Source organism: Corynebacterium phoceense (assembly GCF_900092335.1).
Taxonomy (GTDB): domain Bacteria; phylum Actinomycetota; class Actinomycetes; order Mycobacteriales; family Mycobacteriaceae; genus Corynebacterium; species Corynebacterium phoceense.
The window spans coordinates 890,164-903,657 of the sequence record NZ_LT596208.1; the positions used below are offsets into that span (position 1 = coordinate 890,164).

Consider the following 13,494-nt stretch of genomic DNA (forward strand, 5'->3'; position numbering starts at 1 on the left):
GGCGGCAACTGCATACACAAGAAAAGGACACGTGATTATCGTGACCCCACCCGCTCGCCGCGACGGCACACCGGACAAGAAGCAGCGAGCCAGCGACATGCTGGTCTCGAATGCCAAGCCGGCCCGCCGCCAGCACGTGAAAAAATCTGACCGCACCAAGAACTCCACCGCTGACTCCGTCGCGCGGGAACTCGGCGCCGACTGGTTGGTCGACGGTGACGCCCAAGGCGCCGCGAACAATGGAAAGGGGGAGCGCCTCCAGAAAGTGCTCGCCAAGGCTGGCGTCGCTTCGCGCCGCCACGCCGAGATCCTCATCGACGCCGGTCGCGTCGAGGTCAACGGAAAGATCATCATGCAGCAGGGCGTGCGCGTCAACCCGAATGTCGACGTTATTCGAGTTGATGGCGTGCGCATCAACGTCAATGAGAACATGCAGTACTTCATTCTCAACAAGCCGCGCGGGATGCAGTCGACCATGCATGACGACATGGGCCGCCCGTGCGTGGGCGACTTGGTCTCTGACCGCGTGGCGGCGGGCCAGCGTTTGTTCCACGTGGGCCGCCTTGACGCGGACACTGAGGGTCTGCTCCTGCTCACCAACGACGGCGAGCTTGCCAATCGCCTCATGCACCCGAAGTACGGCATTAAGAAGACCTACCTCGCCACGGTGCTCGGTGAGGGGGGCAACAAGTTGGTCAAGCAGCTCAAGGACGGCATCGAGCTCGATGACGGCCTGGCCAAGGCCGACTTCGCGCAGATTGTGGATAAGAACGGCGGCTACTCCCTCGTGCGCGTCGAGCTGCACGAAGGCCGCAAGCACATTGTGCGTCGCATGCTCAAGGAGGCCGGCTACCCGGTCCAGCGCCTCGTGCGCACCAAGCTGCACACGGTGCAGCTTGGCGAGCTCACCCCGGGTGCATTCCGCGCGCTCAACTCGAACGAACTGACCAGCCTGTACAACGCGGTGGAGATGTAAATGCTGAACAATATGCCTAACAATGGACTCATCGTGGCCGTCGACGGCCCGTCTGGCACCGGCAAATCCTCCACGTGCCGCCAACTGGCCAAGGAGCTTGATGCCAAGTACGTCGACACCGGCGCCATGTACCGTGTCGCGACGCTTGCCGTCCTGCGCGCGGGCCTGGACCCCGCCGATACGCAGGCCGTTATTGCCGCGACCGCAGACCTGCCGCTCGAGGTTTCCGATGATCCGGATTCCAAGCAGGTACTGCTCGCCGGTGAGGACGTCTCCAAGGTCATCCGCGAAGACGAGGTGACCCGCAACGTTTCGGCCGTCTCCGCCATCCCGGAGGTCCGCCAGAACCTGGTCGACCTGCAGCGTAAGCTGGCAGCCCAGGCGCATCGCGCCATCGTCGAGGGCCGCGACATTGGCACCGTGGTGCTTGCCGATGCCCCCGTGAAGATCTTCCTGACCGCCTCGGCGCAGGTCCGTGCGCAGCGTCGCTACGACCAAAACGTCGCCGCAGGCATTCCCTCTGACTTCGACACCGTGCTCGCCGACGTCGAGCGCCGTGACGCCGCGGATTCTTCCCGCGCCACGTCGCCGCTGCGCCCGGCCGAGGACGCCGTCGTGGTCGACACGTCCGAGCTCACGCTGCAGGAGGTCCTGCAGCGTCTCACCGCCATCATTAAGGAGTCCGCGCGTGGCTAAGAACACCAACACCGGCGGCCAGCCGGAGGAATTCGAGACCGAGTTCCACTACCCACAGGGCAAGATGGAAGAAGAAACCGTCTCCTCGAGCCAGAAGTGGGCATCGTCCGACTTCGATGTCTCGGAGTTCGACTTCGACCTCGACGAGGACGCGAAGGAAGTCGCAGTCGTCGACGGCTACGAGGGGGTCGACGATGATGACTTCGATGAAGACTTCGACGCCGAGGACTTTGACGAGTCTGAATTCGGCGAGGCCGACTATGGCGAAGACTACGAGGACGACCTCACGGATGAGGAATGGGCCGAGATCGAGGCCGCGTATGGCGTCAATGCTGACGGTCACGTCGAGGAGAACCTTTGCACCGTGGCCGTCGTGGGTCGCCCTAATGTGGGCAAGTCCTCGCTTGTCAACCGTTTCCTCGGGCGCCGCGAGGCCGTCGTCGAGGACCATCCGGGTGTTACCCGCGACCGTATTTCCTACGTCGCCGAGTGGAACGGCCGCCGTTTCCTTGTCCAGGACACCGGCGGATGGGACCCCAACGTCAAGGGCATCCATGCTGCCATCGCGCGCCAGGCTGAGGCCGCCATGGAGACCGCTGACGTCATCGTCTTCGTCGTCGACACCCGCGTGGGCATCACGGAGACTGACTCTGTCATGGCGAAGAAGTTGCAGAAGTCCCAGGTTCCCGTCATCCTCGTGTCCAATAAGTTCGACTCGGACAATATGTATGCGGACATGGCGGAGTTCTACGCGCTGGGGCTTGGCGATCCGTGGCCGGTGTCCGCACAGCACGGTCGCGGCGGCGCTGACGTCCTCGACGAGATTCTGCGTCTCTTCCCGGACCAGCCGCGCCACCCGTCCATCACCTCGGGTCCGCGTCGCGTAGCGCTCGTGGGTAAGCCGAACGTGGGCAAGTCCTCACTGCTCAACAAGTTCACCGGCGAGGAGCGCTCCGTCGTCGATAACGCGGCGGGCACCACCGTCGACCCTGTTGACTCGCTCGTTCAGCTCGACCAGAAGCTGTGGAAGTTCATTGACACGGCAGGCCTGCGCAAGAAGGTCAAGAACGCCCAGGGCCACGAGTACTACGCGTCCCTGCGCACCCGCGGCGTCATCGACGCCGCCGAGGTCTGCGTCATGCTCATCGACGCCTCGCAGGAAATCTCGGAGCAGGACCAGCGCGTCCTCAACATGGTGCTCGAGGCCGGCAAGGCGCTCGTCATCGCGTTCAACAAGTGGGACCTCGTTGACGAGGACCGCCGCTACTACCTGGACCGCGAAATCGACGAGCAACTCACGCACCTGCCGTGGGTCACCCGCGTGAATATCTCAGCAGAGACCGGCCGCGCCCTCCAGAAACTGGAGCCGGCCATGCTCGCGGCCCTCGAGTCCTGGGACCAGCGCGTGTCCACCGGCCAGCTCAACACATGGCTGCGCGAGGCCATCGCTGCGAATCCGCCGCCGATGAAGAACAACCGTCTGCCGCGCGTGCTTTTCGCTACGCAGGCGGGCACGCAGCCGCCAACTATCGTGCTGTTTACCACGGGCTTCCTTGACGCTGGCTACCGTCGCTACTTGGAGCGCAAGTTCCGTGAGCGCTTCGGCTTCCACGGCTCGCCGGTGCGCATCGCCGTCCGCGTTCGCGAGCGTCGCGATAAGCGCAAGCGCTAGCTTCTAGGGCGGGGTAACGAATCCTCCTCACTGTGCCGTCACTGGGCGGTGGAGTGAGGGGGATTATTCGTCTTTGGTGCGGCGCATACTGGGTATAACAACCGGCGCTCGTTGGTAGGGTATTGGCCTACGAAATGTCCGAAATGTGGTGTTGGCCCCAGTGCAGCGCCTGAATAGCAGTATGTGCGTTATGCTGCCATTATAGTTCATGCAGCCTCTCAATCCGGAATCCTTCCGGTGTGACTTTTCCCGCCTGTGTTTACTTATGTCTGGTTATGTCCGGTCGCATAAGATGAAGCAAGTACACAGTTTCATTCTCAGAACCTTCAATGAGTTCGGAAGGGCGCGTCATGCTTGCCTCCATCCTTGACCCGACCTCGGGTCTCGCGATCGTTCTCCAAATTATTGTCATCCTCTCCGCGCTGCTACTTGGCACGCGCTACGGTGGCCTGGGGCTCGGTCTCATTTCCGGTATTGGCCTCGTCATCATGGTCTTCGTCTTTGGCCTCAAGCCAGGCGAGCCCCCGGTATCGGTCATGCTCACCATCATCGCGGTTATCGGTTGCGCGGCCACGCTGCAACAGGCCAGAGGTCTAGAGGTGATGATGCAATTCGCCGAGAAAATCTTGCGCGCTCACCCCGAGCGCATCACCATTCTCGCCCCGCTCACCACGTGGTTCCTCACCGTGCTCTGCGGTACCGGCCACGTTGTCTACACCATGTTCCCGATCATCGAGGACATCGCGCTGAAGAAGGGCATTCGTCCGGAGCGTCCGATGGCCGTGTCCTCGACCTCGGCCCAAATGGGTATCACCGCGTCTCCGGTGTCCGTCGCTACGGTGTCCCTCGCGTCCATCATTGCGGAGAATGCGGGCGTCACCGGCGTCTCGTACTCCATCCCGCAAATCCTTATGGTCGCCATCCCCGCCTCGCTCAGCGGCGTTATCCTTGCCGCGCTGTGGTCGCTGCGTCGTGGCAAGGACCTCGACAAGGACGAGACCTTCCAGGAGAAGATGAAGGACCCTGAGTTCGCACAGTCCGTGCAGTCTGCGGGCCACTCGCTGCTCGGTGAAGTCTTCCCGGCATCGGCGAAGCGCTCCGTCGCCGTCTTCCTCACCGCCATCGCCCTCGTCGTCATCCTCGGCGCCTTCGACGTCCTGCGCCCGTCCTTCCCGGGCGAGGATGGCGAGCTGGAGAAGCTGTCCATGAACCTGGTCATCCAGATGGTTATGCTTGTCGCTGGCGCTATCATCCTCATCTTCTGCAAGGTCGACAACACGAAGATCGCCACGACTCCGGTCTTCAAGGCCGGTATGACCGCCGTGTTCTCCGTCTTCGGCGTTGCCTGGATGGCGGATACCTTCTTCGAGACGCACATCGATGCACTGGAAAGCGCCCTGGGCGGCATCGTGCAGTCGGCTCCCTGGGCCTACGCCATCGCGCTGCTCATCGTCTCCAAGCTGGTCAACTCCCAGGCCGCGGCCCTCGTAGCCATCGCGCCTATCGGTCTGTCGCTGGGCATCGACCCCGCCGTCATCGTCGGCTTCTACGGTGCGGCCTACGGCTACTTCATCCTGCCGACCTACCCATCAGACCTCGCCTGCATCGGCTTCGACCGCACAGGAACCACGCACATCGGCAGGTTCGTCATCAACCACTCGTTCATCATCCCGGGCTTCATCTCGGTGCTCACGTCCTGCGTGGTCGGTTCCTTGCTTGCTACCGTCATCCTCTAAGTTAGCTGGCATTGATACGCCGCGCGCACGTCGGTGCCGCGCGGCGTTCGCTATCCCACGGGCCCGGCGCGAAGCGCGAGGCGATTGAGACGTGCTGTGCGCTGCCTAGGACGCCCGCGTATAGGCGAAAGCGTCCGTGCGATAGGGAATCTCGAGCTGCTGCCCGGGCTTGAAGCCCATGTGCTCGAAGAGATACCAATTGAGGTTGTGCGTCATGCGCTCGTGAACCTCCTCGCCGTTGCGCAGCCAGTAGGAGCGCGTGTGCATGAGTCGGTGCAGCTGCTCCGGGGTAAGCGGCATGGACCAACGCAGACGGCGTTCCTCCGCGAGCACCCACGGGTCGTCGATGGCGGGGTAGAAGCCTTCTTTCTGAATATCTCCGGAGTGCATGATGCGGGCCAGACGCAGGACCCACGGGTCGGAGTGCACGTCGAGGGTGTTCCATGCAAGCACTACGCGCCCGCCTGGACGCAGGATGCGGTCAAACTCGGCGCTGGCGCGGGCAACATCGACCCAATGCCACGTCTGGGCACAAGCGACGGCGTCTAGGGCGGCATCGGAAAGCGCGGTGGCTTCAGCAGTGGCCCGCCAGACGGGAAGCCCCAGCCCGGCGCGCAGGACCCTGCACATATCGGGCGAGGGATCGCAGGCGAGCACCTCGGGATTGGTGAGCGTCGCCGTGAGCTTTCCCGTGCCGGCGCCGACGTCGAGGACGCGACCAGCATCAGCGATAAGTGCGGCGACCTCGGCGGGGTAGACGGGACGCACGTCGGCATACTCATCCGCGCCGCTGGCGAAGGCACGAGCGGAGGCCTGACGGTGCGCGGTAGTGCGGAACTTCGGCGCAGACTTCTCCGAGGGCTTGCGGTAGCTGGGGAAGTTCTCCGGGGCAGGGTGGAGTGAATCAAAAGACATCGTGTACACAATCTAGCCGGGCGCGTGGCGGGCGGTCTATTAGACTTGTTCGTTATGAGTTCTCTCCCCGCGCCCGATGACAAGCGGTGGCTCATCAAGACGGTTCTGCTGCGCAAGCGCCGCACGATGTCGGCCGCCGTGCTCATGTCGCTCGGCTTCGTCACTAATGGTTTAACGCCGGTGCTCGTGGGGCGCGCGATCGATGACGCCATCGCACGGGGTTCGCTGGGCCACCTGGGGCTCTGGCTTATGGCCCTTGCCGCGTCTTTTCTCATCAACGGCCTGGCGAACTGGTGGGCACGCAACCTCTTCTCGCTCGCGATGCTCGAAGTGGGCCACGTTCTGCGCATGGCTGTCACGGATCGCATCCAGGATCCGCGCGGGATGGCGGGTCCGCGGCGCACGGCGGGGGAGCTGCTTGCTATCGCGTCAACAGATGCGCAGCGCGTGGGGGATGCGGTATTCATGACGGTCTTCCCAGTTGCTGAGGTGACCTCGATTATCTTTGTTGCGACGATGGTCTCCGTGGTCAATCTCCCTTTAGGCCTCGCCGTGCTCGTGGGCGGGCCTATCGTGGTGCTCATCTCTCTGCGCGCTGCGAAGCCTTTGCGGCATCGCTCGGGTGCGCGGCAGGCGGCGCTCGCCAAGGCCGCGGCCACGGCGACGGACGTGGTACAAGGCCTGCGCATTCTGAAAGGCCTCGGCGCCATCGACACGGTGCGCTCGCGCTACGCGGCGGTCTCCGATGCTGCCTATACGAAGACGGTCGCCGCAGACGGCGCCCGGGCGAAGCTCAACGCGACGACGGAAACCGTGGGCGCCGTCTACGTCGTGCTCGTGGCGCTGGCGGCGGGCAGCCTCGCGCTGAAGGGCTCCATCACGATCGGCGAACTCATCTCTGTGGTGGGTCTGACCCAGTTCATCATCACGCCGATGACGATGTTGGGGAAGAACATCGCCTCGCGATGGGCCAATGCGCAGGCCTCGGGCAAGCGCATCCGAGCGGTGCTCGGCGCGGGATTCGCAGAGCATCCAGAGGTGGAACTTCCCGCGTTGCCGCGCGGCGTCACGGTCGTAGACGCACCTGCGCCGGAAGGCCTGGAGTACCTGCCGCACGGGACGGCCGTCGTGGCGCCACACCAGTCGGACCTGTTCGAGGGCAGCGTGTTGTCCAACGTGCACGAAGACCCAGAGAAGGCGCGCGAGGCACTGTGGGTCGCTGCTGCGGACGATATCCCCGGCGGGCCGGAGCGTGAGGTGGGCGAGAACGGCGGCAACCTTTCGGGCGGCCAGCGCCAGCGCGTGGCGTTGGCCCGAGCCATTGCTGCCGATGCCCCCATCCTCATCCTGCAAGACCCCACCACCGCCGTGGACTCCGTGACGGAAGCCATCATTGCCGAGCGCGTGGCCGCCCATCGCGCCGGGCAGACGACGGTCATCTACACCTCGGCGCCCGCGTGGCAGGCCGTCGCTGTGGACGTCACCGCCGATGTGCAGGAAGCGGAGGCATAGCCCATGGCCTTGAGTTTCCCTACTGCCGCGTGGCCGGACGTCCGTCGCGTTGTGGGCCGCCATGTTGCGCAGGTCCCCAGCGCCAAGGGCCAGTTCGCCGCGGCGGTCGNACGTCCGTCGCGTTGTGGGCTGCCATGTTGCGCAGGTCCCCAGCGCCAAGGGCCAGTTCGCCGCGGCGGTCGCGTTGCTGGCGGGTGGCTCGGTGGCCACTATCTTTATTCCTATTCTGCTGGGGCGGATCGTAGATGCCGTCATCGCTGGCGGCGGCGCGAACCTTCTCGCCCTCGGCGTGAGCCTTGCCGTCTGCGCCTTGTTGGGCGCGGCGCTGTCTGCGGGAGGATTCTATCTGCTCTCCCGTATCACGGAGCGCGTGATCGCCAACCTGCGCGAAGACATGGTGGGTACGGCTCTGGGCCTGCCCACGCATCGCGTCGAGGAAGCCGGCACCGGCGACCTCGTCTCGCGCTCCACGGATGACGTGGCGGAGCTTTCGGCCGCGGTGACGGAGACGGTGCCCGTGCTCTCTAGCTCGGTCTTCGCCATCATCACGACGGCGGTGGCGCTCGTCTCGCTCGACTGGCAGTTCCTCCTCGTGGTTGTCGCGGCCGCACCCATCTACTACTTTGCGGCACAGCGCTACCTGCGCGTCGCGCCGGGCCGGTACGCTGCGCAGCGCGCCGCCATGGCCGATCGCGCCCGGCGGGTTCTCGAGGCCATCCGCGGACGGGCGACTGTGCGTGCCTTCGGACTGGAGGAACGCACGCACGAAAATATCCGCGCAGCCAGCCAGGACGTCGTCGATTACGGCTTTAGCGCCCGGCGCACGCTCATGGTGCTGCAGTCGTGGCTCACCACCGTGGAATTCGTCATGGTGACCACGGGCCTGCTCGTTGGCTTCTGGACGGTACGCACGGGTGCCATGACGGTGGGCGCTGTCACGGCGGCGATGCTCATGCTCATCCGTCTGCGCGGCCCTCTCATGGGACTCATGCGTGTGCTGGACACCATTCAGTCGGGCTACGCGTCGCTCGCGCGCATCGTGGGCGTGGTCATGGACCCGCCACAGCCCACGCCGCCCGCGGGTGCGCCGAGCAAGGTGGGCGAGGTGTGCATGGATCACGTCTCCTTCAGCTACGGCGAGGGCTGGGCCGTGGACGATATCTCCATTCATCTCCACCCGGGCGAAATGGTGGCTCTCGTTGGCGCGTCCGGCGCGGGAAAGACCACCGTTGCGGCGCTCCTCGCGGGCCTGCGCGTCCCCGATGAAGGCACGGTGACCGTCGACGGCGTGGAGGTCTCGCACCTTTCGGATACCGAACGCGTCGCTCGTTTGGCAATGATCTCGCAAGACGTGCACGTCTTCTCCGGAACGTTGCGCGAGGATCTTCAGCTGGCGCGGCCGGATGCCACCGATGAGGACATGCGCGACGCGCTGCGTCGGGTGCGGGCGGACTGGGTGGAGCACCTCGTCGATGGACTCGATACCGAGGTTGGCGCGCAAGGCATCCAGCTCGAACCTGTAGAGGCACAGCAGTTGGCGCTGGCGCGTATTTTGCTGCTCGACCCGCGCGTCATCGTCATGGACGAGGCGACGGCGGAGGCCGGTTCCGTGGGCGCGGGTGCGTTGGAAGAAGCCGCGGATGAGGTCACGCGCGGGCGCACGGCGCTCGTCGTGGCGCACCGGCTTGACCAAGCCTCGCAGGCGGATCAGATCCTCGTCATGGAAGACGGACGGGTGAGTGAGCGGGGCACACATGCAGAGCTGGTAGCGTTGAACGGTCGATACCACGAACTATGGCAGGCTTGGCAGAAAGGACGGACGAGCTCTTCGTGATTATGAGCAGGACATCCGGGAGCTCGCGCACACGGACACACGCGGGCGCGGCGCTGAGCGTTCTCGCTGCTTGTGGTCTGTTGGCGGGATGCGGCGTTGGGGATGGTTCGGATGAAGGACTCACCGATCCCACCGCCGTGACGACCACGGGGGCGACGCAATGGGAGCCCAGCCTCGGCATCCCCGCCTCCTCGCCGTTGGCGGGACCGGAGCCGGGGGAGTCGAAGACTATCAACCTGCCGTCGGGTCGAACGTTTATCCTCCACGTTCCGGAGAACTACGATCCGTCGCGTGCCTGGCCCGTGGTCTTAAGTTTCCACGGCTGGGGCGAAACGGCCTCCCAGATGGAGGCGTACACCCGGTTTGATTCCTCCGAAGCCATCGTTGCGTACGCACAGGGAACGGATAAGGCATGGGCGCCGGCTCCCTATGCGAAGACGAGCGGCGCGGAAGATGTCGCGTTCGTCCAGCAGATCGTGGACTCGCTGCGCGCAACGTACGCAGTCGACGACGAACGCATCTACGCCGTGGGCATGTCGAACGGGGGCGGTTTTGCGGCCTATCTCGCGTGCCAGATGCCGGAGTATTTCCACGCCGTCGCCAGCGTCTCGGCCGCGTATTACTCGAAGATTCACGATGGCTGTAAGTCGGCCGCGGAGAGCGAAAACGAGCACTACGGCGAGCCCCTACCTGTGGGGCGCCTTGATCTCCACGGCACCGACGACCCGATCGTGTCCTACTTTGGCGGAACCCGTCACGGTGCGACATACAACCCGGTCATGGAGGTCCTCGCGATGGACCAGAAGCGCAACCAATGCAGCGACCAGATCTCCACGTCGCGCCTAGCTTCGAACTCGTTGCTCATGCAGTGGAAAGGCTGCCGCGCGCCGCTGGTGCACATCCGCATTGGCGGCGGCAATCACGTCTGGCCTGGCGGTTCCTACGATAAGTCGCACGTCCTGCCGGAAGGCTTTGCTACCGATGCCGTCCTCGACTTCTTCGCCATCCCCGGCCGCGCGACCGGCACTGAGGACTCGGCGAATAAGCTCTAGAAGCGCGTCGTGTCTACGGTGGGCTCGGTGGGCTCGACAGCCCAGACGGTGACGGACGCGCCCGCGGCCACTGCCGCCGCCTCGAAGCGCGCAAGACAGAGTGCTGCGAGGTCCTCGTAGCCTGCTCGGAATGCGGCGGAGTCTTTCTCCGTGGGCTGTGGGATCTGGACGAGCTGGACGCTGCGGGTCCCGCCGTCGGCGGCATTGAGCTCGAAAACCGCTTGGGCGGTCGTGCCGGAGCCGGCGAAGAAGTCGAGCACGGTGGCATCGGAAGGCCCGCACAACGCGATGAGGTGCTGGACGAGACGCACCGGCTTCGGGAAATCGAAGATGCCGCGCACGCCCAACGCTTCTTCGACGTCGCGTCGGCCGGTGCGGGTCACTCCAAAGCGCTCGCCGTCAAGAATGGAACGCGGACGGGCGCCGCGGCTCTCATAGTTCTTCGTGTAGACGAAGCCGCGGCGGAAGACCAAGTCATCGTGGCGCTCGGCGACCTTGTCGCGACCCCAGCGCCAGCGCGCTACCTTGTTGCGACCCGCGGGCTGGTCCGGCCAGTACTCTCTGCCGTCCGGGCCTGCAATGGGGAAGTCGAGGGTGGGCAGGTAGCCCAGCGTCTTCGAGTCGAGGCGCACGAGCGAGTACCGCCCACGTTCGTCTTCATGGTTATAACGCGTGGATTTCGCGGCGCCTAAATCGAGATTGAAGCCAGGGTTATCGAGGGACTTGGCGTAGACGAGGATGTATTCGTGCTCGACGACGGCGTAGCGCGAGTCATTCTTGCCGGTACCGGCCTTCTTCCAGATGAGTTGGCCGGCGAAGCATTCCTCGCCGAAGATTTCGTCGGCGACCTTGCGCAGGTTGGCCACCTCGTCCTCGCCGATGGAGATACAGATGAACCCTGAGTCCTTGAGCAGCTCGCGCGCGAGCACGAGACGCGGGTACATCATGGACAGCCACTCCGCATGCCAACGGCCATGGTCCGCGGCGCGGAATTCGCGGCGGCTGCGGTAGTTATCCCGATAGATGAAGTCGCGTCCCGTGTTGTACGGCGGGTCGATGTAGATGACGTCGATGCCGCCGCCCCCAGCCTGTGGCGCGTCGCGCAGATGCTTGAGGACGTCGAGGTTATCGCCCGCATAGAAGTGATGCGGGCTTGTGGTGCTCGTGCGCTGGCGCAGGCGCGTTGAGGTGGGGCGTGTTGCTGCGGCCACGGCCTCGTCCTTGCCGGGCCATACCAGCCCGAAGAAGGAGGATGACATGGGCTTTAAGGATAGTCACTAGCGCATATGAGTGGGCTCTGCCACGCGTGACCTCGCCGTAATGTTCTGCCGCAGCTCGTAGAGGACCCTGTACGGAGGCTGGCAATCCTAAGGTTTTCTCATCTTTAGGTGGCGAGGCCTGGGTGGCGTCGCTACGGTGGGTATCACACCCGCTGCGATGGTGGGCGTAAATAATTTAGCAACGAAAGGATTTTTATCATGGGCATCTTCGACAAGGCCAAGGACGCACTGAACTCCGACAAGGGCGAGCAGATTTCTGACCAGGCCCTCGACAAGGGCGCCGAGTTCGCGACGGGCAAGCTCGGTGAGGACAAGGCTGACCAGATTAACTCCGCGCGCGACAAGGCCGACGAGCACATCGGCAAGCAGGGCGAGTAAGCCCTCACACGCTCTTCCGCGACAGCGCCGGCTCTCCACCAATAATGAGGAGAGCTGGCGCTTTTCGTTTGTGTGAAACGACAGCTCGTTGCGCACAACGCGTGGTCGACAAAGCCCGCGCTCTGTGTTGGACAGAGCGGGCGCTTCATTGAGTGCCTGTCCCGGTTCTATGGCCGCAAGCCGTGGGTTAAGGGACAGAGAAGGGCATGCGGACGAAATCTTGGAGGATTTCCCGTATGACTAATGTGCGATACACGGATGCCCTTCTCTGTCCCTTAACCCCAAGCCGTGTGGTGTGCCAGAAGGCTAAAACGACAATGACCGGAGCACGCTGTTGTGCTCCGGTCTAGAGTCTTTTGCGAAACTACCCACCCACCTGCAACGACCCGAACCACAGCTATGGTTTCCGTCGGTTTCCGTTCCCGGTTCCGTCGGCAGGTGGGCCGGGGCGGTGTCGGAGGTGGGGGCACACCACGTGGTTCGTCCCCAGTCCTAGCCCCTATCCGCGAGAGGGACAGGATAACGCCACGACCGGAGACACACCCCGCCGCCAAAGTCACAAGCAAGTTTATGTTGCTGGAGGTCTACGCGACGCGCTTAGCGCATACGCTGTGACAGCCCATAGCGCGGAGCCAAAACCACCGCGCCCCTTGTTTAAGGAAGAGCCTGATTACTCGGGGATCTCGCTGAGTTGGGCCTCAATCCGATCCAACCGCTCGGTGATGTTGCGTAGGTGCTCCACGATGAGTTGGTTGGAACCATCGATCGCCGTCGCCGTTTCGCGTCGTGCGCTGGTGACGGTGCGTACCACCCAGACGGTAAGAGCAACGAAGATCGCGAGTGGTAGTGCGGCGGCGAGGATGACAAGAAATACGGTAGCGGTAAGTGTCACGAAGATTCCCTTTTCTGTTCTTGATTAATCAGGTGCCTAATGTGGTCTGGAGTTACTTCAAGCTGAAACGGAGCGACCCAGTAGTGCTTCCTCACTCGGCTCTCTCCGAGCTGTTCCAGGCCACTCTCGATGAGTCCAGCAGCTTCCAAGCGGTTGAGGTGCTGGTAGAGCAGTGGCCGAGACATCCCGAGTCGGCGGGCCAGCTCACTGACATGGGTCGAATCCGTCTCTAGGGAGGCGATAATTCGCAACCGAGGCTCACTTCCGAGAGCACTGAGCATCTGAGCGAGCCGTGCTGCGTCCATCATCCCTCCGTATCGTAATCGAACGATGTCAGGTGTAAGTATATGCTTACAGTCGGCGGTGTGCAAGTTCTGCCGGGTCTGGCGGAGACGCTGCCCGACTTAAGACGTGGCCGGTGTCCCATCACGTCCCCTCTTCACCCTCCCCAAGAAGAAACCCAGCCGCAGCACACACCACAGCTGGGTTCCTTCATGGCTTACAGCGTAGCCAGCAGTGAAGCGTCCTGGGTTTAGTTCCTACCTCAGCTA

Annotated in this window: 12 protein-coding genes; 8 read left to right on the forward strand and 4 right to left on the reverse strand. The window is 63.7% G+C overall.

The window, feature by feature from the left end; all coding sequences use genetic code 11:
- The first annotated feature begins 40 nt into the window (after nt 1-40).
- The 4 genes from BN9444_RS08295 to BN9444_RS08310 all read left to right on the forward strand — a co-directional run bounded on the left by BN9444_RS08295 (nt 41) and on the right by BN9444_RS08310 (nt 5,080).
- On the forward strand, nt 41-976 hold the full coding sequence (locus tag BN9444_RS08295) for a pseudouridine synthase (protein ID WP_066489252.1): 936 nt from the start codon (nt 41-43) through the stop codon (nt 974-976).
- Nucleotides 977-1,672 (forward strand): (d)CMP kinase, encoded by a 696-nt coding sequence (gene cmk, locus BN9444_RS08300; protein WP_066489203.1) that lies wholly within the window; start codon nt 977-979, stop codon nt 1,670-1,672.
- Nucleotides 1,673-1,736: 64 nt separating this feature from the next.
- Nucleotides 1,737-3,344 carry a ribosome biogenesis GTPase Der gene (der, locus tag BN9444_RS08305; protein ID WP_084759330.1) on the forward strand — a complete coding sequence of 536 codons (1,608 nt, stop codon included), beginning with the start codon at nt 1,737-1,739 and terminating at the stop codon, nt 3,342-3,344.
- Nucleotides 3,345-3,694: 350 nt separating this feature from the next.
- Nucleotides 3,695-5,080, forward strand: a complete 1,386-nt coding sequence (locus BN9444_RS08310; protein WP_066512842.1) for an anaerobic C4-dicarboxylate transporter — start codon at nt 3,695-3,697, stop codon at nt 5,078-5,080.
- Nucleotides 5,081-5,185: 105 nt separating this feature from the next.
- Here BN9444_RS08310 and BN9444_RS08315 read toward each other — a convergent pair whose 3' ends face one another.
- Nucleotides 5,186-5,995 (reverse strand): class I SAM-dependent methyltransferase, encoded by an 810-nt coding sequence (locus BN9444_RS08315; protein WP_068801751.1) that lies wholly within the window; start codon nt 5,993-5,995, stop codon nt 5,186-5,188.
- Between the two features lie 54 nt (nt 5,996-6,049).
- Between BN9444_RS08315 and BN9444_RS08320 the strand changes: the two genes are divergently transcribed.
- From BN9444_RS08320 to BN9444_RS08330, 3 genes are all read left to right on the forward strand, one after another.
- Nucleotides 6,050-7,507 carry an ABC transporter transmembrane domain-containing protein gene (locus BN9444_RS08320; protein ID WP_068801752.1) on the forward strand — a complete coding sequence of 486 codons (1,458 nt, stop codon included), beginning with the start codon at nt 6,050-6,052 and terminating at the stop codon, nt 7,505-7,507.
- 61 nt (nt 7,508-7,568) lie between these two features.
- Complete coding sequence (locus BN9444_RS08325; RefSeq protein WP_068801753.1) at nt 7,569-9,341, forward strand: ABC transporter ATP-binding protein; 1,773 nt, start codon at nt 7,569-7,571, stop codon at nt 9,339-9,341.
- 137 nt (nt 9,342-9,478) lie between these two features.
- A complete protein-coding gene (locus BN9444_RS08330) occupies nt 9,479-10,393 on the forward strand; it encodes a CE1 family esterase (protein WP_233423565.1) in 915 nt (304 codons plus the stop codon).
- Here the strand turns inward: BN9444_RS08330 and BN9444_RS08335 are convergent.
- Nucleotides 10,390-11,652, reverse strand: a complete 1,263-nt coding sequence (locus BN9444_RS08335; RefSeq protein WP_084759285.1) for a site-specific DNA-methyltransferase — start codon at nt 11,650-11,652, stop codon at nt 10,390-10,392. The two genes, BN9444_RS08330 and BN9444_RS08335, sit on opposite strands and share 4 nt — an antisense overlap.
- A 219-nt stretch (nt 11,653-11,871) precedes the next feature.
- On the opposite strand from BN9444_RS08335, the gene BN9444_RS08340 reads away from it, so the two are divergent.
- Nucleotides 11,872-12,051: an antitoxin gene (locus BN9444_RS08340; RefSeq protein ID WP_066489179.1), complete on the forward strand. Its 180-nt coding sequence runs from the start codon at nt 11,872-11,874 to the stop codon at nt 12,049-12,051.
- A gap of 670 nt (nt 12,052-12,721) precedes the next feature.
- Here the strand turns inward: BN9444_RS08340 and BN9444_RS08345 are convergent.
- Both BN9444_RS08345 and BN9444_RS08350 read right to left on the reverse strand, forming a co-directional pair.
- Nucleotides 12,722-12,943, reverse strand: a complete 222-nt coding sequence (locus tag BN9444_RS08345) for a hypothetical protein (protein WP_005323143.1) — start codon at nt 12,941-12,943, stop codon at nt 12,722-12,724.
- Nucleotides 12,940-13,251, reverse strand: a complete 312-nt coding sequence (locus tag BN9444_RS08350) for an ArsR/SmtB family transcription factor (protein WP_005323142.1) — start codon at nt 13,249-13,251, stop codon at nt 12,940-12,942. The genes BN9444_RS08345 and BN9444_RS08350 overlap by 4 nt, the downstream gene beginning before the upstream one ends.
- Nucleotides 13,252-13,494 lie beyond the last annotated feature (243 nt).

Coding starts and splice junctions, on each gene's coding strand:
- cmk (WP_066489203.1), top strand. CDS start 977: ATGCTGAACAATATGCCTAACAATGGACTCATCGTGGCCGTCGACGGC.
- der (WP_084759330.1), top strand. CDS start 1,737: ATGGAAGAAGAAACCGTCTCCTCGAGCCAGAAGTGGGCATCGTCCGAC.
- BN9444_RS08310 (WP_066512842.1), top strand. CDS start 3,695: ATGCTTGCCTCCATCCTTGACCCGACCTCGGGTCTCGCGATCGTTCTC.
- BN9444_RS08315 (WP_068801751.1), bottom strand. CDS start 5,995: ATGTCTTTTGATTCACTCCACCCTGCCCCGGAGAACTTCCCCAGCTAC.
- BN9444_RS08320 (WP_068801752.1), top strand. CDS start 6,050: ATGAGTTCTCTCCCCGCGCCCGATGACAAGCGGTGGCTCATCAAGACG.
- BN9444_RS08335 (WP_084759285.1), bottom strand. CDS start 11,652: ATGTCATCCTCCTTCTTCGGGCTGGTATGGCCCGGCAAGGACGAGGCC.
- BN9444_RS08340 (WP_066489179.1), top strand. CDS start 11,872: ATGGGCATCTTCGACAAGGCCAAGGACGCACTGAACTCCGACAAGGGC.
- BN9444_RS08350 (WP_005323142.1), bottom strand. CDS start 13,251: ATGATGGACGCAGCACGGCTCGCTCAGATGCTCAGTGCTCTCGGAAGT.